The 24,457-nt window shown below is 71.0% G+C and carries 18 protein-coding genes, 1 pseudogene and 1 riboswitch; of the genes and pseudogenes, 7 read left to right on the top strand and 12 right to left on the bottom strand.

Features of this window, described 5'->3' with window-relative positions; all coding sequences use genetic code 11:
* Positions 1–3: 3 nt before the first annotated feature.
* Complete coding sequence (locus tag ACWEMY_RS04710) at positions 4–765, bottom strand: class I SAM-dependent methyltransferase (protein WP_452388901.1); 762 nt, start codon at positions 763–765, stop codon at positions 4–6.
* Positions 762–2,288 (bottom strand): ABC transporter substrate-binding protein, encoded by a 1,527-nt coding sequence (locus ACWEMY_RS04715; RefSeq protein ID WP_452388902.1) that lies wholly within the window; start codon positions 2,286–2,288, stop codon positions 762–764. The genes ACWEMY_RS04710 and ACWEMY_RS04715 overlap by 4 nt, the downstream gene beginning before the upstream one ends.
* 112 nt (positions 2,289–2,400) lie before the next feature.
* Positions 2,401–2,515, bottom strand: a riboswitch (cobalamin riboswitch).
* Between the two features lie 86 nt (positions 2,516–2,601).
* Between ACWEMY_RS04715 and ACWEMY_RS04720 the strand changes: the two genes are divergently transcribed.
* Complete coding sequence (locus tag ACWEMY_RS04720; RefSeq protein WP_452388903.1) at positions 2,602–4,392, top strand: HSP90 family protein; 1,791 nt, start codon at positions 2,602–2,604, stop codon at positions 4,390–4,392.
* Positions 4,389–7,133, top strand: coding sequence for a hypothetical protein (locus ACWEMY_RS04725; protein WP_452388904.1), 2,745 nt, complete (start codon positions 4,389–4,391; stop codon positions 7,131–7,133). Before ACWEMY_RS04720 ends, ACWEMY_RS04725 begins: the two co-directional genes overlap by 4 nt.
* Before the next feature lie 51 nt (positions 7,134–7,184).
* On the opposite strand, the gene ACWEMY_RS04730 is transcribed toward ACWEMY_RS04725, so the two are convergent.
* From ACWEMY_RS04730 to ACWEMY_RS04750, 5 genes are all read right to left on the bottom strand, one after another.
* Entirely contained in the window at positions 7,185–7,835 is a 651-nt protein-coding gene (locus ACWEMY_RS04730; protein WP_452388905.1) for a hypothetical protein, read from the bottom strand.
* A 229-nt stretch (positions 7,836–8,064) separates the two neighbouring features.
* Positions 8,065–9,096 (bottom strand): cytochrome d ubiquinol oxidase subunit II, encoded by a 1,032-nt coding sequence (cydB, locus tag ACWEMY_RS04735; RefSeq protein ID WP_452388906.1) that lies wholly within the window; start codon positions 9,094–9,096, stop codon positions 8,065–8,067.
* 10 nt (positions 9,097–9,106) lie between these two features.
* Positions 9,107–10,591 carry a cytochrome ubiquinol oxidase subunit I gene (locus tag ACWEMY_RS04740; RefSeq protein ID WP_452388950.1) on the bottom strand — a complete coding sequence of 495 codons (1,485 nt, stop codon included), beginning with the start codon at positions 10,589–10,591 and terminating at the stop codon, positions 9,107–9,109.
* Between the two features lie 115 nt (positions 10,592–10,706).
* Positions 10,707–11,084 carry a DUF488 domain-containing protein gene (locus tag ACWEMY_RS04745; protein ID WP_452388907.1) on the bottom strand — a complete coding sequence of 126 codons (378 nt, stop codon included), beginning with the start codon at positions 11,082–11,084 and terminating at the stop codon, positions 10,707–10,709.
* Complete coding sequence (locus ACWEMY_RS04750; protein ID WP_452388908.1) at positions 11,081–11,887, bottom strand: uracil-DNA glycosylase; 807 nt, start codon at positions 11,885–11,887, stop codon at positions 11,081–11,083. The genes ACWEMY_RS04745 and ACWEMY_RS04750 overlap by 4 nt, the downstream gene beginning before the upstream one ends.
* 103 nt (positions 11,888–11,990) lie before the next feature.
* On the opposite strand from ACWEMY_RS04750, the pseudogene ACWEMY_RS04755 reads away from it, so the two are divergent.
* The 3 genes and pseudogenes from ACWEMY_RS04755 to ACWEMY_RS04765 form a co-directional block, all read left to right on the top strand.
* A pseudogene (locus ACWEMY_RS04755) lies at positions 11,991–13,412 on the top strand (carboxylesterase/lipase family protein); the annotation flags it as partial.
* A 90-nt stretch (positions 13,413–13,502) separates the two neighbouring features.
* Positions 13,503–16,982: a carboxylic acid reductase gene (gene car / locus ACWEMY_RS04760; protein ID WP_452388951.1), complete on the top strand. Its 3,480-nt coding sequence runs from the start codon at positions 13,503–13,505 to the stop codon at positions 16,980–16,982.
* Positions 16,983–17,009: 27 nt separating this feature from the next.
* The gene (locus tag ACWEMY_RS04765) at positions 17,010–17,474 is read left to right on the top strand and encodes a nitroreductase family deazaflavin-dependent oxidoreductase (protein WP_452388909.1); all 465 of its coding nucleotides are present in this window, start codon (positions 17,010–17,012) and stop codon (positions 17,472–17,474) included.
* 5 nt (positions 17,475–17,479) lie between these two features.
* Here ACWEMY_RS04765 and ACWEMY_RS04770 read toward each other — a convergent pair whose 3' ends face one another.
* Positions 17,480–19,255, bottom strand: coding sequence for a hydroxysqualene dehydroxylase (locus ACWEMY_RS04770; protein ID WP_452388910.1), 1,776 nt, complete (start codon positions 19,253–19,255; stop codon positions 17,480–17,482).
* On the bottom strand, positions 19,245–20,663 hold the full coding sequence (locus tag ACWEMY_RS04775; RefSeq protein WP_452388911.1) for an NAD(P)/FAD-dependent oxidoreductase: 1,419 nt from the start codon (positions 20,661–20,663) through the stop codon (positions 19,245–19,247). The genes ACWEMY_RS04770 and ACWEMY_RS04775 overlap by 11 nt, the downstream gene beginning before the upstream one ends.
* A 202-nt stretch (positions 20,664–20,865) precedes the next feature.
* On the opposite strand from ACWEMY_RS04775, the gene ACWEMY_RS04780 reads away from it, so the two are divergent.
* Positions 20,866–21,513 carry a TetR/AcrR family transcriptional regulator gene (locus tag ACWEMY_RS04780; protein WP_452388912.1) on the top strand — a complete coding sequence of 216 codons (648 nt, stop codon included), beginning with the start codon at positions 20,866–20,868 and terminating at the stop codon, positions 21,511–21,513.
* A gap of 10 nt (positions 21,514–21,523) precedes the next feature.
* On the opposite strand, the gene ACWEMY_RS04785 is transcribed toward ACWEMY_RS04780, so the two are convergent.
* Positions 21,524–22,462 carry an oxygenase MpaB family protein gene (locus ACWEMY_RS04785; RefSeq protein WP_452388913.1) on the bottom strand — a complete coding sequence of 313 codons (939 nt, stop codon included), beginning with the start codon at positions 22,460–22,462 and terminating at the stop codon, positions 21,524–21,526.
* A gap of 86 nt (positions 22,463–22,548) precedes the next feature.
* Between ACWEMY_RS04785 and ACWEMY_RS04790 the strand changes: the two genes are divergently transcribed.
* Positions 22,549–23,178 carry a TetR family transcriptional regulator gene (locus ACWEMY_RS04790; RefSeq protein ID WP_452388914.1) on the top strand — a complete coding sequence of 210 codons (630 nt, stop codon included), beginning with the start codon at positions 22,549–22,551 and terminating at the stop codon, positions 23,176–23,178.
* A 9-nt stretch (positions 23,179–23,187) separates the two neighbouring features.
* On the opposite strand, the gene ACWEMY_RS04795 is transcribed toward ACWEMY_RS04790, so the two are convergent.
* Together ACWEMY_RS04795 and ACWEMY_RS04800 are read right to left on the bottom strand one after the other, a co-directional pair.
* Positions 23,188–23,790 (bottom strand): GDSL-type esterase/lipase family protein, encoded by a 603-nt coding sequence (locus ACWEMY_RS04795; RefSeq protein ID WP_452388915.1) that lies wholly within the window; start codon positions 23,788–23,790, stop codon positions 23,188–23,190.
* A 66-nt stretch (positions 23,791–23,856) separates the two neighbouring features.
* Positions 23,857–24,435 carry a VanZ family protein gene (locus ACWEMY_RS04800; protein WP_452388916.1) on the bottom strand — a complete coding sequence of 193 codons (579 nt, stop codon included), beginning with the start codon at positions 24,433–24,435 and terminating at the stop codon, positions 23,857–23,859.
* Between the last annotated feature and the right edge of the window lie 22 nt (positions 24,436–24,457).

The following is a 24,457-nucleotide window of genomic DNA, read 5'->3' on the forward strand; positions in this document are numbered from 1 at the left end:
GTGCTACCGGATACCGACCACGACGCGGTCGTCGCCGTACTGCCACACCGTGCCGGCCTCCGCGAACCCCGCCGCCCTGGCGAAGCCCACGTAGTCGTGCACCGTCGGCCGGTCGTGCACGGTGTGCTCGAAACCGCCGTCGCGCAGGCGCACCAGCTCGGCCAGTTCGGGTGCCCGCGCCACCGCGTCCCACCACTGGGCCCAGTCCTCGGCCGCGGCGGTGCCCTGCCGGTCGCCGCGCCGGGCGGTCATGGCCTTGCCCAGTGCGTCCAGGCGTGGTCCGGCCGGACCCTCGTAGAGGTGGTCGCCGTCGATGAACAGACCGCCCGGTTTCAAGGCCGCCGCGCAGGTGCCGATGAGCTGCCGCAACGGTTCCCGGTTCATCCAGTGCAGCGCCGTGGTGCTGACGAACGCGTCGGGCTCCCGGTCCAGCTCGAGCGCCTCCAGCCAGCCCTCCGCGCGCAGATCGGCGAACACGGTACGGAACCGGTCCGAGCCCAGCGCCAGGTCGGCCAGGCCGAGCAGCAGCGGATCGGCGTCGACGCCGACCACCCGCGCGGCCGGGAAACGGTCGAGCAGGCGCTGGGCCAGGGTGCCCGGGCCCACCCCGAGATCGACGATCAGCAGGTCGTCGCGGTCACGCAGTTCGTCTAGCACGTCACCGATCGCCTCGAAACGCTGTTCGCGATCGGGCATGTAGTGCTCCTGCTGACGATCCCAGCGCTCGATCCAGTAGCGCGCCCGCGCCGCGTCGAGCACGGTCATCGGGGGCTCACCGCGTCGAAGCGGGCCCAGCCGTGCGAGTTCGGCACGGCGGCGCGCACCTGCTGGAAACGGTCGCGGGCCGCGCTGTTCCACGGCGTGGTGCCGAAGAACACGAATCCGCCCCGGTCGTGCAGGATCTCGTGCATGGTGCGGTAGAGCGCGGTCCGAGCCTCCACACCGGCGGTGGCCTGTGCCTTGGCGTAGAGGGCGTCGAACTCGCGGTCCGACCATTTGGTGCGGTTCTGCGGCGAGTCGGTGAGCAGGCGTGAGGCGAAATGGTTCGGGATGGCGAGCGGCCCGGACTGGCCCATGGTGAGATGGCCGGTCGACAGCGCGTCGGTGTAATAGGTGTCCTTGGACCCGAGCACGACGTTCACCCGGACCCCGCAGCGTCCCGCGTGCTCGGCGAAAAGCCGTGCGGCTTCGACGAATCCGTGCGCGACGGGCGCGGTGAACAGGTCGAACGACAGGTCACGCACCCCGGCGCGCCGCAGCAGCCTGCCGACCTCGTCGGGATCGTAGGTGTGCTGCGGCAGGTCGGCGTAGTGCTGGAAGCCCTTGCCGAACACATCGTTGGACACCTCGCCCTGACCCTCCAGGGCCACCGTGACCAGTTCGTCGCGGTCGAGCATCCGCATGACGGCCCGGCGCACGTCCGGATTGTCGAACGGTGCCCGGTCGGTCTTCATGGCGAAGAAATAGATGCCGCTGTTCGGGGTCGCCGACAGCGAGATTCCCCGCCTGCCCTGCAGGGTCCGTGCCGCGGCGGGGGTGAGGTTGTCGGCGTAGTCGATCTCGCCGCTCTGTACCGCCGAGAGCCGCGCGTCGGACTCCGCGCTCACGATCCGCAGCCGCCGGACGGCCGGGGCGCCGTCCCAGTACTGCTCGTTGGCGGTGGCGACGAATTGCCTTCCGGCCTCGAAGGATTCGAAGACGAACGGGCCGGTGCCGACCGGCCGGTCGAAGTCGGTGGCGCCGTTCTGCACGATCTTGGTGCCGTAGGCCGACAGCGCGATCAGGAACTCGAACGACGGCTCGGTCAACGCGAGTTCGACGGTGTGGGCGTCCACGGCCCGGCTCTGGGACAGGTCCAGTTTCGCCAGTGACGAGGCGGCGATGAACGGGCGGCGCTGCGGCGGGCCGAGGACGCGCGCGAAGGTGTAGAGCACGTCGTCGGCGGTGAACGCCTTCCCGTCGTGCCAGCGCGCGTCGCGCAGCGCGATCCGCCACCGGGTGCCCTCGGCGTTCAGTTCGGCGGACACGGCCAGGCGGGGGATCGGCGTCATCGTCTCGTCGATCTCGAAGAGCCCGTCGTAGACCGACTTCATCCTGGCCTCGTCGATGAACAGGGTGTTCACCCCCGGGTCGATGCCCTCGCCCGCGCCGGAACCCTGGAAGGCCGCGGTGAAGGTGTCGACCGCACCCTCGCCGTCGGCGGACCGGGCGCACCCGGTGAGGGCGGCGCCCGCGGCGAGCGCGCCACCGAGCAGGAAGGTCCTGCGGCGCAGCGTCGAGGACGGCATGTGCGGCTCCTATCGCGTTGTGCTCTCACGCGACGAGGACATGCGGAAACGAGCCCCCGGAAGCCGGTGGCGCGGTTCGGCGCGTCGATCAATACCCACGTGATCACGACCGTTTGTCAGTACTGCGCCCGCGGGTATCTGGCTTCGGCTCGCACGAGCCTCACAGTTGCGGGACAGCCCCGGAATCGCACCGGTCTTCCCCGCGGACAGGCGTCATCCTACGCACACCCCGCCCCCACGCGAGGATCGCCGACGGCGGCTGAGGCAGAATCCAGCGCGGTAGACGTGGGAACGACCGGCCGGGGGGCGTGCGATGGAACGCGCATTTCAGGTGGATCTGCGGGGCATCGTGGATCTGCTCAGTCATCACCTGTATTCGAGTCCGCAGGTGTATCTGCGCGAGGTGCTGCAGAACGGGGTGGACGCGATCGCGGCCCGCGGGCAGCTCGCCACCGGATTCACCGGCCGGATCGAGATCGAACCGGCCCATAGCGGTGCGCCGCTGCGGATCCACGACAACGGGATCGGCCTCACCGAGGACGAGGTCCACACCTTCCTGGCCACCATCGGCAACAGTTCCAAACGCGACGAGATCGGGTTCGCGCGCCGGGAGTTCCTCGGCCAGTTCGGCATCGGGCTACTGTCGTGCTTCCTGGTCTCCGACGAGGTGCGGGTGCTGACCCGCTCGGCGCGCGGCGGGCCGACGCTGGAATGGGTGGGCTCTTCGAACGGGCAGTACCGCGTCACCCGGGCCGGTGCCGAACGGCCAGAGCCGGGGACGACGGTGATCCTCACCCCGCGCCGCGACCACGAACGCTGGTGCGACGCGACCATGGTCACCGAGCTGGCCCGGAAATTCGGTGGGCTGCTGCCGATTCCGGTGACGGTGGCCGGTGTGCCCGTGGGGACGGCGACCGTGCCGTGGCAGGCCCCGCATCCGAGCGCGGCGGCCCGCACCGCGGCGTTGGGTGACTACGCCGAACGGACCTTCGGCTTCACCCCACTCGATTGCCTGGATCTCACCGTCGCCGAGGCCGGGCTCTCCGGTGTCGCGTTCATCCTCCCCATGGCCGCCGATCCCGGTGTGCGGCAAGGACACCGGGTGTATCTGCGGCGCATGCTGCTGGGCGAATCGGTGCCCGACCTGCTGCCGGAGTGGGCCTTCTTCGCCCGGTGCGTCGTCGACACCACCGAACTGCGGCCCACCGCGAGCCGCGAATCGCTCTACGCCGACGACCTGCTCGCCGCCACCCGCACCGCGCTGGGCAGCCGCATCCGGGACTGGCTGGTGTCGCTGTCGGTCACCGATCCGCCGAAGCTGCACACCTTCCTGGCCGTGCACCACCTCGGCGTGAAATCGCTGGCCCTGCACGACGACGCGATGCTGCGCCTGGTCTCCGACTGGTGGCCGATGGAGACCTGCTGGGGCCCGATGACCCTGGCCGAATTCGCCCGCCGCAGCCCGGTGCTGCGCTACACCGCGACCGCCGACGAGTTCCGGGAGCTCGCCGCCGTGGCCGCCGCCCAGGGCATCGGCCTGGTCAACGGCGGCTACGCCTACGACGTGCAGATCATGTCGCGGCTGCACCGGGTGCACCCGGCCCTGACCGTGCGCGCACTCGACCCCGCCGAACTCGCCACCCGCTTCGACCAGCCCACCGAGGCGCACGCCGGACTCACCCGCCTGCTCGAGCACGGCCGCACCGCACTCGCCGCGCGCCGATGCGTTCCGGTGGCGAAAGCCTTCGACCCCGCCCAGCTGCCCGCCCTGTTCCTGGTGAACCGCGAACTGCACCGGTCGGCGGAGAGACAGCAGGCGCGCGAGCGGGCCGACGAGCTGTGGGCGGGCGTGCTCGACGCCGTCGACACCGGCCAGGAGCCGGAACCCGGACAGCATCAGCTCGTGCTGAACCTGCGCAACCCGCTCGTCGCCACCATGCTGGAACTGACCGACCCCGACCTCATCGCCCTGGCCGTGGAAGCCCTCTACGGCCAGGCGCTGCTCCAGGGCCGCCATCCCATCGGCGCCGACGAGAGCGCCCTGCTGAACCGCTCGTTCAGTGGGCTGCTGCGCTGGGCCATGCGGGCGGAGGACGCGCGATGAGCTACACCGAAACCGAACTCACCGCCCGCTACCGCGCTCTCGGTTCCGGCTGGCATGCCGCGGTCCGCGCCGAGCTGGAGGAGATCGTCGCCCATGCCGACGCGGGCGGCCACCACCGCCTCGCGTTCCGCGCCCGCCGTGATCTCGCGAACCGGCACTGCGTCTCGGGCCAGTGGGACCGCGGCTTCCCGCTGTTCGCGCGCTGCCTCAGCGACTACGACAGCCGCCCCGACGATTACGGCCCGCAGGAGGAATGGTCGCTGCGGTCCTGGTACGTGCGCACGGTCCGGACCATGATCGGCTTCCCCGAGGTGGACCTGGACCGGATCACCGCCCTGCTCGCCGACATCCGGCGCCGCTTCGCCGCGGGCGGGCACGGCCTCGCCGGTGTCCACGAGGTGGAACGGCGGCTGGCCCTGCAACGCGGTGACTGGGACGCCGAGGAACACGCCTACCGGCAGTGGGTGCTCGCGGGCGGCCCGACCCCGCACGATCCGTGGGATCTCGAGAACGAGATCGAGCGACATCTGCACCGCGGCGACCCCGCCTCGCTCGCCCGCGCGCTCCGGCTCGCCCAGCCCCTCCGCGACGGCGAATTCTCCCTGGAGTCCGCGCCCTATATCGCCGCGACCGTGCTCCCGTTCTGGGCCGAGCACGCCGACGACGAGGAACTGGCCGCGCTGTACCAGCGGATGGCCGACGGTTTCGCGAAGGTCGACGTGTACCCGTACGAGTACTCCGGCATGGCCATCGAATTCCTGGCCCGCACCGGCAACGAACAGGACGGGCTCACCCGGTTCCGCCGGCTGATGTGCCACTTCACCACCCTGAACCGCCCCCACGGCCGCCTCGAATTCGCCACCAGCAGCGCGGTCCTGCTGGCCCGGCTGGTGGCCCTCGGCCGCGGCCCGGAATCCCTGCCCTGTCACGGCTGCTCGGCCGGGCATCCCGCGACGACCGTCGCCGAACTGCACGCGCGCATGCGCGCCGAAGCACTCGATCTCGCCGCGCGGTTCGACGCCCGCAACGGCACCGCGTGGCAGCGCACCCGCGTCGAACGCAGGCTCGCCGCCGGTCCGCTGCGGGAATTCCTGCCGCTGGTGCCCGGCGCCCGGCCCACCCTGCACGTGGTGTGGCCCCTCGGCGCACCCGCCGAAGTCGCCGTGCACTGTGCCCGCTGGCATTTCGACCGTGGCCTGTGGAGCGATGCCCGCCGCTACCTGGACCTGATCGACGATGCCGCGCCGCCCGCGGTCGCCGCCGCGGTCCTGGAACTGCGGGCCCGCTACGACGAGGACGCCTCGACCGTGCCCCGCCTGCGCGAGGCGGCCGCCGCCTACGCCGCGGCGGGGGAGTACCTGCGCCACGACCTGTGCCTGGTGGCGCTGGCCGACCGGCTGAAGGACGAGAAGCGTTATGCCGAAGCGCTCGCGGAGATCACCGAACCCGTGGAACGCCTGCGCGCCCACGCCGATCCGGGATCGGTGGTCGGGGCCGAGGTGATCCTGGCCGAGATCCTGTTCCTGCTCGATCGCGACGACGAGGCCCGCGATCTCGCCGAACGGACGCTGACACTGGCCCGTACCGTCACCGACCCGATGGCCCGCGCCCTGGCCGGTCACCGGCTGGGCCGCATGCGGGTCTGGTGGAAGGAACCCACCGACGCCGTCGCCGCCGACCTGGTGCCCGCCCTCACCGCGAGCATCGAAGCCGGAGCCCAGTTCCTGGCCCGCCGCTGCGTCGAACAGCTGGTCGAACGGTTCACCGCCGTCGAGGACCAGGCCGGACTCGCCGAGCTGCTGGCCCGCTGCCTGCGCGACGCGCCGCCGACGACCGGTCGGCTGGTCACCGCCGAACTGCGCTTCCGCCACGGCTGGGCACTGCACCTGCTCGGCCGCGACACCGACGCCGTCGACGAATTGTCCTTCGCCGCCCACGAATACGACGCGCTCGACATCTGGAACGTGTCGCGGCGGCTGCACTGGATCCGGCTGGCCGAGGTGTGCGCCGCGCTGGGCCGCTGGGACCAGGCGCACCGGCACGCCGAGCACGCCTGCACCTGGGCCGACAACGCCCGCGCGAACGGCACGGTCCTCACCGACGCCGCCGACGTGGTCACCGCGCGCTACGTTTTGGCCGACGCCCTGCGCGAACTGGACCGCCGCGATGCCGCCGTCACCGCCTATCACGCCCTCGCCGAGGACGCGCTCGCCGCGGACCGGCGCGACTTCGCCCGCTACGCCCACTTCCGGGCCGGGGAACTCCTGCTCGCCGCCGATCGCCCCGCCCCCGCCGCACAGGACTACCGCACGGCCGCCGACCTCGCCACCGAACTGGACAGAACCCCGCGCGAGCAACGCCGGTACCGCGTCCTGGAAGTGATCGCCCACGTGCGGGCGGGCGACCTCCCCGCCGCCGACGCCGCGCTCGAGCAGGCCCGGCTGGTGCGGGCCCGCGACACCGACGACCACGCCCGCCTCGACCTCGCGACCGCGCACACCCTGTTCGCGCACGGTCGCAGACCCGAGGCCCACGCCCATGCCGTCCGCGCCGTGGACGCCCTGCACGCCACCGGATATCACGGCGAGGCCGTCACGGCGGCGCTGTTCTGCGCGCGTATTCCGCTGGCCGACCAGCGACCGGATCTGGCTGTGTCCGTACTGCGTTCCTCGCTGGCACGGTGTCCCGGCGACCTTCCCCAGGCCCGGGAATTGTCCGCGATGCTGAACGAGGTCGAGTAGCGGATGATTAGCTGAATCGTTATATAAATACCGTCTGCCGGGCGTGGCCGATTAAATCGGCGGCAAACCTTCCTCGACGAGTTGATCGTGGATGATCGCGGCCATCTGCTCGGCCAGCGGGTCCAGCGGCGACACCGGAATGGGCATGCCATCCTCGGACTGCACCTGGATCAGCGCGCACGCCAGTTCGGTGAAATCGCAGGAGCGCACGATGCCCCAGGTGCGCATCACGACCATCTCGGTGGCGGGCGCGATGGTCACCGAACGGCTGCGCCAGCGCTGCGGCGCGGGTGCGGAGCGGCGGCGCCTGCGGGTGGCCTCGGCCGCGGTGGCGGCGTGCCGCTCGGCGATGAGCGCCGGTGGGATGTGTGCGTAGAGGTTGTCGCACAGCACCGCCGACCGGGCATCGGCCCTGGCCAGCGCGGTGAGCTTGCCCAGCGGCATCGCGTCGCCGGGGATCGCCCAGCCGTAGGCCGCTTTCCAGCGGTCGACCAGATCGTCGAGGACGACGGATTCGAACATGGTGATGCGGGCGGTCAGGTCGACGGACTCCTCGTCGATGCTCGCGTGCCGTTGTGCCGGGGTGAGCCGGTGATCGACGAGCCATTCGGTGCGGACTCTGGTCACCTCCCGCCAGACGTGCAGGTCGATCGCGCGCGTGCGGGATCGTTCGTCGTGCTCGTCGCGATGTGATCGGGTCATTGCGCGCATCCCTTTCATCGTGCTGCACGGCCGCGGGATCCCGCCGGTGGGGAATTCGGCCGTCAACCGGTGATTTGTTGTGCGGAGCCGGTTTCGCCTTTCCGTTAATTGCGCCAATGGTGATTTCGATCCGACTCTATCGGCACGATTGCGCGTTCGGCTATGACCACGCATGGATAGTCGCCAAATATTTGCCACGGGAATTCGCGGCGGAATGTCCGCGCCGCGTTCAGCGCGGGGGTCGCGACAGCGGCAGCCCGGTCGGTGCGGGAATGTGGTCGACGGTGAGCCGCTTGCGGAACACCCAGTAGGTCCAGCCCTGGTACACCAGCACCACCGGGGTGGCCAGCACGGCCGCCCAGCTCATCACCCGCAGGGTGTAGGGACTCGACGAGGCGTTGTCGATGGTCAAGTCGTAGAGCGGGCTGATGGTGGAGGGCATGACATTCGGGTACAGCGAGCCCACCAGCAGGACGGTGGCCGCCACCACGGTCAGCGTGGTGCCGACGAAGGCCCAGCCGTCGCGCGCCGTCGCGGTCGCGGCACCGGCCAGGACCAGGCCGAGCACGGCCACCCCGAGTGCTGCCCAGGTCCAGCCGGAGCCGTAGGCCAACTGGGTCCACAGCCCGAACGCGCCGACGATCAGCACCGTCGGCACGAACAGCACCCGGACGGTCTTACGCGCGTCGTCACGCACTTCGCCGCCGGTCTTGAGGGCCAGGAAGATCGCACCGTGCAGGGCGAACAGGATCGCCGTCGTCGCGCCGCCCAGCAGCGCGTACGGGCTGAACAGATCCCACACCGAACCGACGATCTGCTTGCGCTCGTCCAGCGGCACCCCGCGCACCAGATTCGCGAACACCCAGCCCCAGGCCAGGGCCGGAATCCAGGAACCGATCCCGATGCCGGCATCGCACCAGGCACGCCAGGTGGGATCGTTGATCTTGGCCCGGTACTCGATGGCGCACACCCGCAGGATCAGCGCCACCAGCAACAGCAGCAGCGCGAGATAGAACCCGGAGAACATGCTCGCGTACCACTCCGGGAAGGCCGCGAACAGCGCGCCACCGGCGGTGATCAGCCAGACCTCGTTGCCGTCCCAGATCGGGCCGATGGTGTTGAGCACCACCCGGCGCCGCACATCGGAGCCCTTGCCGAGGATCGGCATGAGCATGCCCACGCCGAAGTCGAAACCCTCGAGCACGAAGTAGCCGGTGAACAGGACTCCGACCAGCACGAACCAGAATTGCTGCAGGCTCATCGCTCGACTCCTAGTACGCGAACGACAGGGGCTCGACCGGTTCGGCGCGGTGCCGGCCACCGCCCCCGTCGTCATCGGGTTCGTCGTGCTCGGTGGGTGCCGGGTCCGGTCCGGCGACGATGTAGCGGTGCATGAGGTAGTACCAGACGATCGCGAGCGCGCCGTAGAGCAGCGTGAACACGATCAGGGAGAACACCACGGTGCCCGGCGCGTGGTCGGACACGCCCTGGGCCACCGTCATCCGGATGGTGGTGTCACCGGTGAGATTCGGGACCACCACCCAGGGCTGGCGGCCCATCTCGGTGAAGACCCAGCCCGCGCTGTTGGCCAGGAACGGGGTCGGGATGGCGAGCAGGCTCAGCCAGGCGAACCAGCGCTTGTCCGGGACCCGGCCGCGCCGGGTCATCCAGAAGCCGGCGAGCAACAGCAGGACTGGACCGGCCAGCAGGCCGACCATGGCGCGGAAGGACCAGTAGGTGACGAACAGATTGGGCCGGTAGTCACCGGGACCGTACTGCTCGACATAGGACCGTTGCAGGTCCTCCACGCCCTGGAGGGTGACCCCGGTGAACTGGCCCTCGGCCAGGTAGGACAGCACATAGGGCACCTTCAGCACGTGGGTGACGCTGTCGCAGTTGTTGTGCGTGCCCACGGTGAGGATCGAGAAATCGGGGTCGGTCTCGGTGTGGCACAGCGATTCCGCCGAGGCCATCTTCATCGGCTGCTGGTCGAACATGATCTTGCCCTGGATGTCGCCGGTCAGCGCGACCACCACGACCGAGGCGGCGATGACGAGCAGGCAGCTGCGGGCCGCGGGCCGCCAGAGGGTGCGTGCCTCCTCGCGTTTCACCGCGTCACCGCTGCGGGCATTGCGGACCATGTACCAGCCCGCGATACCGGCCACGAAGGTACCCGCGGTGAGAAAGGCGCCCGCGACCACATGCGGAAAGGCCGCCACGCTCGTGTTGTTGGTGAGCAGCGAGAAGATGCTGTCGAGTTCGGCGCGCCCGGTTTCCGGGTTGTAGCGCGCCCCGACCGGATGCTGCATGAACGAATTCGCCGCGATGATGAAATAGGCCGAGGCGTTCACACCGATCGCCACGATCCAGATCGTGGCCAGGTGAACGAGTTTCGGCAATCGCGTCCAGCCGAAGATCCACAGCCCGATGAAGGTGGACTCCATGAAGAAGGCGATGAGCGCTTCCAAAGCCAGTGGGGCGCCGAAGATGTCGCCGATGAAGCGCGAATATTCGCTCCAGTTCATGCCGAACTGGAATTCCTGCACGATGCCGGTGGCCACGCCGAGGGCGAAGTTGATCAGGAAGAGTTTGCCGAAGAATTTCGTGAGCCGGTACCAGCGTTCGTTACCGGTGACCACCCAGGCCGTCTGCATACCGGCGACGATCGGGGCAAGGCCGATGGTGAGCGGGACGAAGATGAAGTGGTAGACGGTGGTGATACCGAATTGCCATCGCGAGATGTCGACCGTGCTCATCGCCAGCGTGCTCATCGGTTCTCCTGCCATCGCAGTGATCGTCTCGCCGAGCAACTACTCCAGGTGATTCTGGTGTGCGTGCGGGCCGGGAGCGGCCGTCGATATCACATGTTCATCAATCCGATGAAACATGGTTGTCGAGAATCGCGGCCAGGACGGTCGCCTCGCTGATATCGGCGCGTCGCGCGGCGGTGAGCAGGGTGAGCGGTCCGTGCTCGGCCATCGTCCGCAATTCCGTGAGGGCGGCGGCGTGGTCGGGCTGTTCGAGTTCGCTGCGGTAGCGGTCGGCGAATTCGTCGAATTTCTCGGGATCGTGGTGATACCACTTGCGCAGCTCGGTGGACGGGGCGACGTCTTTGCACCAGGTCGTGAGATCGGCGCGTTCTTTGCTGACCCCGCGTGGCCAGAGCCGGTCGACCAGAACCCGCTGCCCGTCGTCCGGTTCGGGGTCTTCGTAGATCCGGCGGACCCGCACGTCGGGTTGCTGTGTCATGGCGCCCTCGTTTCGTCGTCGGGAAGTCCGGAACCGGCGAGGGATTTCGCGGTCCGCAGGATGTCTTCGAGCATGGCGGGGGTCAGGCGGCCGGTGAAGGTGTTGTGCTGGCTGACGTGATAGCAGCCGAGCACGGTGACCGTGCGCCCGTCGGGGTGGGCGAGGGTGACCTGGGCACCGTGGGCGAAGCGCGGGCGCGGGCGCGGGACCTGCCAGCCGCCCTCGGCCAGGACCGAGAACAGGGCCTGCCAGCCGAACCCGCCGAGCACCGTGATCACCGCCAGGGTGTCGGCCAGCAGTTCGAGTTCACGGCTCAGGTACGGCGCGCAGGTGTGCCGTTCGGCGGGGGTGGGCTTGTTCTCCGGGGGTGCGCAGTGCACCGGGGAGGTGAGGCGGGTGCCGCGCAGGGTGATGCCGTCGTCGGCGGAGACCGGGTGCGCGCCGCTGGACAGGCCGACCGCATGCATCGCCGCGAAGAGCACATCGCCGCTCTGGTCGCCGGTGAACATCCGCCCGGTGCGATTGCCGCCGTTGGCCGCGGGCGCGAGCCCGACGACCAGGATCGACGCGTCGGCGGGACCGAAGCCCGGCACCGGCCTGCCCCAGTACTCCTGATCGCGGAACGCGGCCCGCTTCACCCGTGCGACCTCCTCGCGCCAGGCGACCAGCCGGGGGCAGGCGAAACAGGAGGAGACCAGGCAGTCGAGCTCGGCGATGGTGGTGGCGGCACCGGCGGCCAGCGGCGCCCGCTCGGGGCCGTGGGGGTTGATCTCGGTGGGTTCGCAACTCACGTCGCCGACCATGGGCGTCAGTTTAGTGGGCGCGCCCGCGCCGGCCGGGCCGCGCGAGAGCGTTAGCGAGGCGAACATCCTGCGCGGTACCGGCGGTACCACGTACGGTGTACGAATGGTGTCCACCGAGATCGTGACCGCCGACGGAGTCGTGCGCGGTCGAGCGGGCCGACGTGTCGTCAGCTGGCGTTCTGTTCCCTATGCGGCCGCGCCGGTCGGCGACCTGCGCCTGCGTGCCCCCCAACCCGTCCGGCCGTGGACGGGGGTGCGCCAGGCGACCGAGTTCGGGTGCGCGGCCGTCCAGCATCCCAACGGCGCGCGGACCGGGCCGCGGGCCTGGCAGGCCGTCGGCGAGGACTGTCTGACGCTGAACGTGACCGCGCCCGTCACCGCCGCGGCGCAGCCGCGGCCGGTGCTGGTGTTCCTGCACGGCGGCGGCTACATCTTCGGCACCTCGAGCATGTATTCCGGGGCCCGGCTGGCGGTGCGCGGGGACGTGATCGTGGTGTCGGTCAACTACCGCCTCGGCGCGCTCGGCTACGTCGACTTCACCGAGTTCTCCACCCCGGATCAACCGATCGAGTCGAATCTCGGCCTGCGCGACCAGGTCGCGGCGCTGCAATGGGTACAGCGCAATATCGCCGCCTTCGGTGGCGACCCGGACCGGGTCACGATCTTCGGGGAATCGGCGGGCGCGCACGCGGTGGTCTCGCTGCTGGCCACCCCGTCGGCGGGCGGGCTGTTCCACCGGGCCATCGCGCAGAGCGCACCCGCGGACTGGATCGCCGAGCCCGCGCAAGCCCGGAGGTTCGCGCGCCGTGTCCTCGAACGGGCCGGGATCGACCCGGCCGACGCGGGCCGCGCGCTGCGCACCGTGCGCGCCGGGGACCTGAGCCGGGCCGCCGACCGGGCGCTGGGCCGGGCCCTGCGCGAGGAACCGGGCAGCTTCCCCTACGCGCCGGTGGTCGACGGGGACTTCCTGCCCGAGGCGCCGCTGACCGCGATCGCCGCCGGGCGCGCGCATCCCGTGCCGCTGACCATCGGCACGAACCTCGACGAGGCGACCCTGTTCCAGCGCTTCGGCAAGTCGGTGCCGCATACGCAGGCCCAGCTGACCACGGTGTTCGCGCGCTGCGCGCCCGGCACCGAACAGCGCGTCCTCCGCGCCTACCCCGGCTATCCGGCCCCGCGCACCGCCGTCCGGATGGGCGGAGACTTCATGTTCCTGCGCCCGACCCTGGCGGTGCTGGAAGGCCACAGCCGCCACGCCCCGACCTACGCCTATCGCTTCGACTACGCGCCACGGGCCCTGCGCGCGGCGGGTTTCGGTGCCACCCACGCCCTGGACCTGGTTCCGGTGTTCGGCTGGGTGGACGGGCCGGTCGGCCGGATGATGACCGCCGCGGGCGGGCGCCGGGCCTTCCGCGCGGTCCAGGACTTCATGCAGGACAACTGGGCGCATTTCGCGCGCACCGGCAGCCCGCTGCCCGCCTGGGCGCCGTACACCGCCGAACGCCGGGCGACCTGCGTCATCGATCAGCCGCCCCGCGTCCTGATCGACCCCGAGCCGGCCAAACGGCAAGCCTGGCACGAGGTGTCGATCGATGTGGCCGGATCGGAACGAGGCATGACGGTCGAGCTGGCGGACCGGATCAGGACGCTCTACGCCGAGGACCCGCAGATCCGTGCCGCCAAGCCCGACCCGGCGGTGCACGCCGAGGTCGTCGCGGCCGCGACCCCGCTGGCCCGCATCGTCGAGATCGCCATGACCGGGTACGCCGACCGCCCCGCCGTCGGCACCCGGCGCACCGAACCGGTCGTCGACCCGGCGACCGGCCGCACGACCCGGCGGCTCCTGCCGGAGTTCGAGCTGCTCACCTACCGGGTGCTCTGGGAACGCGCCCGCGCCCTGGCCGCCGCCTGGCACGCCGACGGTGTCGCCGCGGGCGAATTCGTCGCGATGCTGGGATTCACCAGCGTGGACTACACCGTGCTCGACCTGGCCGGGATCCACCTCGGCGCGGTGGCGGTGCCGTTGCAGGGCGGTGCCGGTCTCGACCAGCTGCGCTCGATCCTGACCGAGACCGAGCCTCGCGTGTTCGCGGTCGACACCGCGCACCTGAGCATCGCCGTCGACGCGGTGCTGGCCGAAACCACCCCGCGCACCCTGCTCGTCTTCGACCACCACCCGGACGACGACGACCATCGGGACGCCCTGGCCGCCGCGCGGGCCCGTCTCACCGAGGCGGGATCACCGGTCACCATCGACACCCTCACCGAGACCGTCGACCGCGGCCGGGTGTTGCCCGCCGCGCCGCTGTCGGTCCCCGAGCCCGGCGACGATCCCCTCGCCCTGCTGATCTACACCTCGGGCAGTACGGGAACGCCCAAGGGCGCCATGTACACCCAGCGGCTGGTGTCGGTGAGCTGGCAGCCGCCGCGCCCGCTGGCGGCGATCACCCTGAACTTCCTGCCGCTGAGCCACATCGCCGCCCGCCTGACCCTGACCAGCGTGCTGGCCCGCGGCGGCACCGCGTATTTCGCCGCCACACCGGACATGTCGACCCTGTTCGAGGACATCGCGCTGGTGCGCCCCACCGAGATCTTCCTGGTGCCCCGGGTCTGCGACATGCTGTGGCAGCGCTACCGGCACGAACTCGACCGCCGTGGCGGACCCGACCCGGACGCGCACGCCGAGGAGGTGAAAACCGTCCTGCGCGAGGAGTTCCTGGGCGGGCGGTTGATGTCGGTGCTGTGCGGTAGCGCGCCGATCGCGCCCGAACTGCGCGCCTTCGTCGAATCGGTGCTGCGGATGCGGCTGCACGACGGCTACGGCTCCACCGAGACCGGCGGCGGCGTCATCTTCGACACCAAGGTCATGCGGCCGCCGGTGCTGGACTACAAGCTCGTCGACGTGCCCGAACTGGGCTACTTCACCACCGACAAGCCCCACCCACGCGGTGAGCTGCTGCTCAAGACCACCACCATGATCGCCGGGTACTACCGGCGGCCCGAGGTCACCGCCGAGGTGTTCGACGCCGACGGTTTCTGCCGCACCGGCGACGTGGTGGCCGAGCTCGCGCCCGACCGCCTGGCCTATGTGGACCGGCGCAACAATGTGCTCAAGCTGTCGCAGGGTGAGTTCGTCACCGTGTCGAAGCTGGAGGCCGTGTTCGCCGGTGCCGATCTCGTGCGCCAGATCTACGTCTACGGCAGCAGCGAACGCGCCTACCTGCTGGCCGTGGTGGTGCCCACCGAGGCCGCGCTGGCCGGACCGCCGGGGGAGTTGCGTGGCGCCCTCGCCGTCTCGATCCAGCGCGCCGCGCTCGACGCGGGCCTGGAATCCTACGAGATCCCGCGCGACTTCCTGATCGAGCCCGAACCGTTCTCCGTCGCCAACGGCCTGCTCTCCGGCGTGGCGAAACTGTTGCGGCCCAAGCTGAAACAGCGCTACGGCGACCGGCTCGAAGCGCTCTACGACGAGGTGGCGCGCGAGCAGGAGGACCAGCTCGCCCAGCTGCGCCGCGACGCGCCCGGGCTGCCGGTGGCGGAGACCGTCACGCGGGCGGCGGCCGCGGTGCTCGGCTGCCCGGTCACCGACCTGCGGCCCGGCGCCCGGTTCGCCGACCTGGGTGGGGATTCGCTGGCGGCGCTGTCGTATTCGACGCTGCTGCGGGAACTGCTCGGTGTCGAGGTGCCGGTGAACGTCGTGCTCGCGCCCGACAGCGACCTCGCCGCGCTCACCCGCTACATCGAACGGGGCACTCGCGGTCTCGATGCCGACGCGGTGCACGGGCCCGGTGCCACCGAGATCCGCGCCTCCGATCTCACGCTGGCGAAGTTCCTCGACGCCCCCACCCTGGAACGGGCCGCCGACCTGCCCGCTGCCGAGGGCATCCGCACCGTCCTGATCACCGGCGCCAACGGCTACCTCGGCCGGTTCCTGCTGCTGACCTGGCTGGAACGGGTCGCGCCGCGCGGCGGCCGGGTGGTGTGTGTGGTGCGCGGCGCGGACGCCGAGTCGGCCCGCGCCCGCCTCGACGCCGCCTTCGACACCGGCGACGCCGCGCTACGCGCGCACTTCCACGCCCTCGCCCGGGACGCGCTCGAGGTGGTCGCCGGTGATCTCGGCGAGCCGGATCTCGGTGTGCCGCGACCGGTGTGGCAGCGGCTGGCCGAACAGGTCGACCTGATCGTGCACTCGGGCGCACTGGTGAACCACGTGCTGCCCTACGGTCAGCTCTTCGGCCCGAATGTCGTGGGGACCGCCGAGGTGATCCGGCTCGCCCTCACCACCAAGCGCAAACCGGTGAGTTACCTGTCGACCGTGGCGGTCGCGGCCCAGGGCGAGTTCTTCGCCGAAGACGGTGACGTGCGCGCGATGAGCCCGGTCCGTCGGCTCGACACCGGCTACGCCGACGGCTACGGCAACAGCAAATGGGCGGGGGAAGTGCTGCTGCGGGAGGCGTCGGACCGGTTCGGGTTGCCGGTGGCGGTGTTCCGCTCCGACATGATCCTGGCCCACCGCGACTACGCCGGACAGCTCAATGTGCCGGACGTGTTCACCCGGCTGTTGCTCAGCGTGCTCGTCACCGGGATCGCGCCGGAATCGTTCTACCGCACCGATTCCGGCGGTGGACGCCGCCGCGCCCACTACGACGGGCTGCCCGCCGATTTCGTCGCCGCGGCCGTCACCGCGCTGGGCGCGGCCGCCACCAGCGGCTACCGCACCTACGACGTGCTCAACCCACACGACGACGACATCTCCCTGGACACCTTCGTCGACTGGCTGATCGCCGCGGGCCACCCCATCGCCCGCATCCGTGACTACGACGAATGGTTCACCCGCTTCGAGACCGCCCTGCGCGCCCTGCCCGAATCCCAGCGCAAACACACCCTGTTACCGCTGCTGCACGCCTATCGCCGTCCCGGGGTCCCGCTGGCCGGATCGGCGCTCCCGGCCGACGGGTTCCGCGCGGCCGTGCGCGACGCCGGAGTCGAGACGATGCCCGACATCCCGCACCTGGACGCGGCGCTGATCGGCAAATACGTCCGCGACCTGATCGGTCTCGGGCTCCTGGCGGCACGCACCGGCGCAGCGTCGTAGCCTGGACCGCGTGAGAAAGGACACCGCATGGGCCGATCCTCTGTAGGCGCGTATCTGGGTGCCAAGGCGTTGCGTACCCGCTGGCTGGTCCGCGCGCCGATCCTGCTGTACCGGGCGGGATTGGGGTTCGTGTTCGGATCTCGCCTGCTCATGCTCGAACACCGCGGGCGCAGCAGCGGCCACCGGCGCTACGTAGTGCTCGAGGTGGTCGACCGTCCGGGCGCCGGTGAGTACGTGATCGTGTCGGGATTCGGTGTCGGGGCCCAGTGGTACCGCAACATCGTCGCCGACCCGGCTGTCCGGATCTCGACCGGCTTCCGGCGCGGGCTGCCCGCCCGCGCGACCCCGATGACCGAGACGGACTCGGCGCACGCGCTCGAGCGGTACGCCCGCGAGCACCCGCGCGCGTGGAAGAAGCTGCGCGCCACCATCGAAGAGGCCACCGGCGCCCCGGTGGACACCCTGCCGATGGTGCTGTTGCGGGTGCGCTGATCCGCTCAGAGGTCGAGCAGGTGGGGGAGCCCGGCCCGGAACCGGTCGGCGTCGAGCGCCTTGGCTGCGGCGAACGCGGGCAGCTCCACCAGCGGGAAACAGGTGGCGCGCGGGGCCGGATCGTCCGCGGCGTCGAGTATCGCGTTGGCGGCCGCGCGGCCGGATTCGTTGGCGCCCTCCATGGTCGCCAGGTCGATGTGGCTGCGCACGTGGTCGCCGCCGAAATAGAGATTGGGGATCGCGCAGTGCGCGTCGGGGCGGTGATCGTAGGAGCCGACCGTGTTGACCAGCAGCGGTGTCGCATTGTGGATGCCGCCACCGGACCAGGTGATGCCGGGATCGAGATGCCAGGAGTGGATGTCCTCGTCGCGCAGCCAGCCGGTACCGGTGTTGAGCCAGCCCTTCAGCTGCGCCCACACCTCGGTGGCGATCTCCGCGGCGCCGCATTCCTTGGCGGTGCGGCCGTAGACGATGCCGGGGGTATCCCAGTCGGAGATGTCGACGGACAGACATTCGACCACCGACCCGTCGCCGTAGGTGGCGGCGAAATCGCCCACCCACATCGGTGCCTGGCGCAGCGCGGTGATCGCCCAGGGTGACCCGAGCGCGGCGATGTGACCTTCGGGGATGTCGCTGGGACGGCGCAGGAAGTACTGGATGCCGACCATCCAGTCGGTGACCAGCTCCCGCATGCCCGCCAGGCGCGGATCGGCGTCGAGGATCGCGGGACCGAGTAGGTCGACGACCCGGTCCACCGGCATGGCGCACACATAGTGGTCGGCGGTGACCGTCGTCGTCCCGGCCGCACCGCTCACCGTCACCGACGCGATCCGGCCACCGGCCAGATGCAGGGCCCGCGCGCCCTGGCCGAGCACGAAGCGCACGCCGAGACCACGCAGATGGGCGACCCACGGATCGATCCACGCGGCATTGGTGGGCCGGTTGAGAATCCGGTCGACACCACCGGAGAACTCCGGGACGAGCCCGCTCCCGGCCAGCACCAGCGCCTCGCCGATGGTTCCGATGGTGCGCGCGGAACTGGTCTGCGGTTTGGCCGCCACGGTGATGCGGGTCAGCGCGTTCACCAGGTACCGGCGATAGGCGGCGGACTTGCCCTCGGCCCGCATGATCTGTTCCCACGTCACGTATTCCCACTGCCCGAAGCGGCGTTCGGTGCTCGAGGTGAACCACATGGTCATCTGCTTGGCGAAGAAGGCCAGCTCGTGCGCGGGCAGTTCCGGGACGAACCCGAACGCGCCGACGACCGTGCTCTGCAGCACCTGCGGGGTCAGCTGGGTGAGGCCGCCGAGCTCGACCGGCAGGAAGATCGGCGCGGAGTCCTCGAAACCGGCGACCGTGCCCTCGACCCGCACCAGATTGTCGAGCACGCCGTTCGGGTTGCCGGGAAACGGGATCCGGCTCATCGTGTCGGGCACATTGCGGTAGCAGCCGGGGAAGAACCGGAAGCCGTGCTCACCGGGCAGTTCCTGGCGCCCGGGCCCGCCGGTGCCGGGTACACCCAGGCTGCGGGCCTTGCCGCCGAGATAGGCCGGTTCGTAGACGGTCACCTGGTAGCCGCGCTCGGCCAGCTCGTGGGCGGCGCTGAGCCCGGCCATCCCGCCGCCGAAGATCGCGACCGTCCTGCCGCCGGACCGGAGTAGTGGTGAGCGGGGACCGGGAGAGGCGGCGGTCGCCGGTGCGGTGACGGCCAGGGCGGCCCCGGCGGCCAGACCGGCGCGCAGGGCGGTGCGGCGGGTGACGGTGAGCGGCTTATCGGACATGCTGTGCTCCAGGTGCCACGGTGGTGTGCAGGGTGTGCGTCGGCGGCACGACCCGGATCGGCGTGCCGCGCAAGGTGGTTCGGGTGAGCTTCCGTTCGGTGAGAGCGCCGCGCACTTCGCGGCCCATATCGGTGAGGACGGCGGGCAGGCGGTCACGCTGGTGCCGCAAGGCGCCCCAGCCCAGCCGGGCCGCCCGGGCGGGGCTGGCGAGTTCGGCGGGCCTGCGGGTGCGCGAGAAGATGCCGGTGGTGATCTCGGCGAGTTCGGGATCGGTGGCGGCGCGCCGGTAGAGCTCGATCTCCAAGGGGCGCATGGCTTCGCCGCGGGCCAGCCGGTTGGTCCAGTGGAAGATCTCCCGGCATTCGAGGACGCGGCGGCGTTCCCACCGCGCGAGTGCCGCGTCGAGGGCGTCGGGATCATCGAGGACGCCGGCGACGGATTCGGCCAGCAGGCGGCCGTAGTGCAGGGCGTCGCGGATGCCCTGGGCGGTCACCGGGTCCTTGAAGTGGCCCGCGTCGCCGGGCAACGCCCAGCCGCGGCCCGACGAATGCCGGAAGTAGGAGGCGATCCCGGTCGCCGACCGCACCCGGCCGACCCGCTCGCACCCGCGCAGCCGCTCGGCCAGCGCCGGAATACGCGCCACCGCTTCGGCATAGCGGCGGTCGGCCTCGCCCGGTCCCAGCCGTTCCGAGGTGCGCGGTGGCTGCACCAGACTCAGCACCAGGCCGTCGTCGCAGGGGAAGGCGGTACCGAGGTCGGCGCCGACCCGCCACTGCGCGGCGACGTGCCGGGGCGCGTCGGCGGTGTCGCGCCAATAGGCGAAGTAGCAGTCCCGGCCACTGGGCACCGAGACGAACGGCTCCTGCGCGCCGACCGCGCGCGCCACGGTGCTGCGCCGCCCGTCCGCACCGACCACCAGCGACGCGCGGATCTCGGTGACGGCCCCGGACCGGTCGGTGTACCGCACACCGGCACAGCGGTTTCCGTCGAACACCACCGACTCCACCCGGCACCGCGTGCGCAGCTCGGCCCCCGCGGCGACGGCGGCCCGCACCAGGACGTCGTCGAGCCCGGTGCGCCGGACACACAGCGCGTAGTCGATCCCGTCGACGGCGGGAAACGCTGTCCCGATGCCGAATCCGGCGCCCTCGGCATAGGCGCGGGTCAGCGGCGGGGCGCCCAGGGCGGTGACCGCGGGGAGGACGCCGAGCTGCTGGAGTTCGGCGACCCCGGCGGGCCAGAGCAGATGGGTCGACAGCGTCTCCGACGGCAGGGCCGCGGAATCCAGCACGATGACCCGTCGTCCCGCCCGCGCCAGTGTCAGGGCGGTCGAGGAGCCCGCGCACCGGGCGCCGACCACGACCACCTCGGCCGACTCGATGGTGCTGGGGACGGGGGAATCAGTCATGCGAACCGCCTCGGTCATCGAGTCTCGGACACTGTGTCCGATTCGATGATGAGGTGCTCCGGGGCCGGAGTCAATACCACACCGGGACAACGGGTTTGCCGCCCGGGGCGCACGGCCGGAGCGGAGAGCGCCTGCCCGGCGGGCACAATGGGGACATGTCCTCAGCACCCGACCGCGCCACCGAGCAGGCGCCGGTTCGCCGATGCCCTCGCTGACGCGCGTCCCGCGATCGGCGCGCAAACCCTCCGACGACCGGCGCGTCGAATTCGAGCGCCGCGTACTGCGCGCGGTCGAAGACCTGCTCGCCGACGGCACGCCGTTCACCGAGCTCGCCGTGCAGAAGATCGCCGCCGCCTCCGGCGCCGCCCGCTCCACCTTCTACCGCTATTTCCCGGACAAGAGCAGTCTGCTCATCCGGATGGCCGAATTGGCGACCGCCGACCTGTTCGCCGCGGCCGAATCGTGGTGGCGCGCGGAACACACCGACCGCCAGGCGGGAGTCACCGCCGCGATGCGGGCGATGATCGGCGGCTTCCGCACCCACCGCTATCTGCTGCTCGCCCTGAGCGAGGTGTCCGGCTACGACCGGGCCGTCGGCGCGTACTGGCGGACCAGGGTGGCGAGCTTCGCCGAACTCGTGCGCATCCGGCTCGACGCCGAACGCGCGGCGGGCCGGGTGGCCGCCTCGCTGGACTCGGCGGCCACCGCCCTGGTCCTCACCTCCATGGTGGAACGCACCATCGCCGCGGCCTTTTCGGCCGACACCGGCCTCGGCGACGAGGAACTGGCCGCCGCGCTCGGCCGCGCGATCTGGCTCGTCGTCTACGGCGACGCCGGGTCCGCGCGGTGAGCGCGCGGGCTCATCGCGCCGTCATCCGGAAATCCGGTTCCGGTGCGAACGAGCTCAGGCCGACCTGGCGGTAGTTGCCGACCAGCCGCTCGTACTTGCGCCGGTTGCGGGCCATCGGCGAATCGGTGACCGCGGCGGGCAGCCGCCGGTAGGCCACGCGGAGCACGGTGGTGAGTGCCCGGAACTCGCGGTCCTGACGGCGGCCCCAGTCGATGGGCATCTTCGCGCGGACCTCGGGATGCATGATGCCGCAACCCAGGATCATGGCGACATGCCCGAAGGTCGGCGCGCCGAGTCGCCACAGTGGGTCGGTGATCGCGGGCAGGAAGTACGGGCGTGGGGCGCGGCGCACCGTGCTGGTGGCCGCGTCCAGGGCCGGGGTCACCCGGAGTTCGGCGATCATCGCGTCGTAGTGGGCGACCAGGGTGGGGTAGTCGGAGATCGGCCGGGAACTGCCGGACAGGTGCAGGCCGCGGGTCTTGTGCAGGTAGTGCTCCCAGATCGCCTGGTCGTCCGCGGGCGAAGGCCGGTCGCCGGTCAGCGCGAGGTAGGCGCCGCGCTGGACGAAGAAGGTGGAGTACAGGATCCAGTTCCAGGATCGCGGGTTGAGCGCGGAGTAGCGCTCGCCGTCGGGTCCGACGCCCTTGACCTCCCGGTGCAGCAGCATGAGCCGCTCGGACTCGGCGGCGCGATCGGCATCTTCACCGTGGTAGATCAGCTGGTCGGCGGCCGCGGTGCGGACCGCGCGCGCCCACGGGGTGTCGCGGGAGCGGCCGGTCGCCTCGAGCGCGGCCGAGACCGGCGGCAGCATCGGCTGATCGAACAGGGCGACGCCGAACAGGCCGAACAGGACCGAACCGCCGACCTGCTCGAAACGCTCGACGGCGGGGGAGGATCGGTGCGGATCGTCGGCGGCGTGAAGTTCCTGGTGCGGCACGGGACAGGTCATCGTGAACTCCTTTGTTCATTCCACCATTTCTGGTGCCGTGCGACACCAGAAATGTGTGTGATGTCAGGGTGCACCAGAATGGGGGGATGGTCAAGACGACTCCGCGCGCCTACGGGGGTGTCGCGGCGGACGAGCGCCGCGCCCGGCGCCGCGCCGCGCTGCTTGAGGCGGCCCTGGACCTGCTGGCCGAGGAGGGCGCGCAGGCGGTCACCAAACGCGCGGTCTGTCATCGCGCCCAGCTCAACGACCGGTACTTCTACGAGCAGTTCACCGACCGGGACGCCTTGCTGACGGCACTGTCGGAGGAGCTCACCCGCCAGGGCATCGCCGCCGTCGTCGCGGCGACCCACGCGGCACCGCCCGATCTGGCGAGTCAGGTCCACGCCGCCGCCGACGCCGCCCTGGGTTTCCTGCTGACCGACCCCCGCCGCCAGGCGCTGCTGCTCAACGCCCACAGCACCGAATCCCTCTACACCGCGCGGGTGGCCACCCAGCACGCCATCGCCGCCGCGGCCACCGCGGTGAACCAGGAACTGCGCCCGGGACAGGCCGGTGACCCGGCCGACGCGGCGCTGGCGGCCTACACCCTGGTCAGCGGCACCCTGGAACTGGTGGCCGCCTGGCTGCGCGGCGAATTCGCGACCACCCGCGAACAGCTGACCGACCATATCGCCCGGCAGCTGCTGCTGGCCCCGGTCGCCGATCCGGCCGGATGACGCGCCGGTTCAGGACCCGCTGATCCAGTCCTTCCAGCCGCCGTCGAGGACGAGCTCGGCGAGCCGGTCGTAACCGGCGCTGCCGGGGTGTGCGCCGTCGCCGTCACGCACCTCGGCGACCCACACCGGGTCGGTCGCGAGAACTTCGGTGACCTCGACGAACGGCACCGACCGCGCGTGGCACAGCGCCGACATCTCCGCGGCCAGCCGCGTGGTGCGCCGCAGGTGCGGTTCGCCCGCGTCGATCACCGGCGGTGGGCCCACGACCAGCGCGGACATGCCCCGGCGGGTGCTCTCGGTGAGCAGTGCGGTGAGGTTGGCGAGGGTGCGTGTGGGATCGACGCGCGGCCTGCCGTCCTCCTCGACCATGTCATTGCTGCCGAAGGACAGCACGATCCGGTTGTCCGCCTCGGGGGCCGTGCGCGCGGTGACCTCGGGCCAGCAGCGCGCGACGACATCGTCGGAGGTGTTGCGGCGGATGCCGAGGTTGAAGGCGGTGATGTCGGTGGCCGTGGCGGTGAGCACGCGCCCGACCCAGCCGCGGTAGGCGGGATCGCCGATGCCCTGCACGAAGGAATCGCCGAGGAAACAGATACGCAGGGCACCACTCACCCGGACAGTGTACGAACACGCCTGCGACCGGTCGCGTGAGTGTCTGTCCCGGAGAGTCTTTTGGTGTCAGGTGGCCCAGCCGAAACCGGTCAGCAACCGGTCGCTGCGCGAGCGCCCGGCGCGGCGGCGCGCGCGATGGACGTCGGCGAGCCACGCGCCCAGGCCCGCGCCCGCGGCGTTCATCAGCACGTCGTCGATCGAGGACACGCGCCCGAGATCGAGGACGTACTGCGCGATCTCGAGCACGGCCGAGGCAGCGGCGCCGATGAAGGTCATCCGTGCGACCGACGACCAGCGCGGAAACCGCAGCGGCAGCAGGAAACCCAGCGGCACGAACACCGCGATATTCGCGCCGACCTGGACGAGGATCGTCGACGGCGCGGCACCGAGGGTGTCCACCAGATCGCGCAGCGGCACCAGGCTCACCGCCCGCTCACCGCCGGTCGGCGTGAGGATCATCCACACCCACGGCAGGGTGCCGACCAGCACACCCACCTCGGCGATCGAACGTCGCAGCGCCTCCCGGCGTGGCATCGCGTGCCCGATCCGCCGGTGCACCAGACCGGCGGTGACGGCCACTGCCACCGGCACCAGCACGGCCCACACGATCACGACCGGACCCCAGGACTCCCATACTCTCCCCACGGCGCCACGATAGCCCGTCGCC

It is taken from the genome of Nocardia sp. NPDC004415, from assembly GCF_053602435.1.

What these genes read in the sequence shown, in the direction of transcription:
- ACWEMY_RS04730 (WP_452388905.1), bottom strand. Translation starts at nt 7,835, where the DNA reads ATGACCCGATCACATCGCGACGAGCACGACGAACGATCCCGCACGCGC.
- ACWEMY_RS04785 (WP_452388913.1), bottom strand. Translation starts at nt 22,462, where the DNA reads ATGACCTGTCCCGTGCCGCACCAGGAACTTCACGCCGCCGACGATCCG.
- ACWEMY_RS04710 (WP_452388901.1), bottom strand. Translation starts at nt 765, where the DNA reads ATGACCGTGCTCGACGCGGCGCGGGCGCGCTACTGGATCGAGCGCTGG.
- ACWEMY_RS04790 (WP_452388914.1), top strand. Translation starts at nt 22,549, where the DNA reads ATGGTCAAGACGACTCCGCGCGCCTACGGGGGTGTCGCGGCGGACGAG.
- ACWEMY_RS04750 (WP_452388908.1), bottom strand. Translation starts at nt 11,887, where the DNA reads ATGGTCGGCGACGTGAGTTGCGAACCCACCGAGATCAACCCCCACGGC.
- car (WP_452388951.1), top strand. Translation starts at nt 13,503, where the DNA reads ATGACGGTCGAGCTGGCGGACCGGATCAGGACGCTCTACGCCGAGGAC.
- ACWEMY_RS04745 (WP_452388907.1), bottom strand. Translation starts at nt 11,084, where the DNA reads ATGACACAGCAACCCGACGTGCGGGTCCGCCGGATCTACGAAGACCCC.
- ACWEMY_RS04765 (WP_452388909.1), top strand. Translation starts at nt 17,010, where the DNA reads ATGGGCCGATCCTCTGTAGGCGCGTATCTGGGTGCCAAGGCGTTGCGT.
- ACWEMY_RS04725 (WP_452388904.1), top strand. Translation starts at nt 4,389, where the DNA reads ATGAGCTACACCGAAACCGAACTCACCGCCCGCTACCGCGCTCTCGGT.
- ACWEMY_RS04775 (WP_452388911.1), bottom strand. Translation starts at nt 20,663, where the DNA reads ATGACTGATTCCCCCGTCCCCAGCACCATCGAGTCGGCCGAGGTGGTC.
- ACWEMY_RS04715 (WP_452388902.1), bottom strand. Translation starts at nt 2,288, where the DNA reads ATGCCGTCCTCGACGCTGCGCCGCAGGACCTTCCTGCTCGGTGGCGCG.
- ACWEMY_RS04780 (WP_452388912.1), top strand. Translation starts at nt 20,866, where the DNA reads ATGCCCTCGCTGACGCGCGTCCCGCGATCGGCGCGCAAACCCTCCGAC.
- ACWEMY_RS04740 (WP_452388950.1), bottom strand. Translation starts at nt 10,591, where the DNA reads ATGAGCACGGTCGACATCTCGCGATGGCAATTCGGTATCACCACCGTC.
- ACWEMY_RS04720 (WP_452388903.1), top strand. Translation starts at nt 2,602, where the DNA reads ATGGAACGCGCATTTCAGGTGGATCTGCGGGGCATCGTGGATCTGCTC.
- cydB (WP_452388906.1), bottom strand. Translation starts at nt 9,096, where the DNA reads ATGAGCCTGCAGCAATTCTGGTTCGTGCTGGTCGGAGTCCTGTTCACC.
- ACWEMY_RS04770 (WP_452388910.1), bottom strand. Translation starts at nt 19,255, where the DNA reads ATGTCCGATAAGCCGCTCACCGTCACCCGCCGCACCGCCCTGCGCGCC.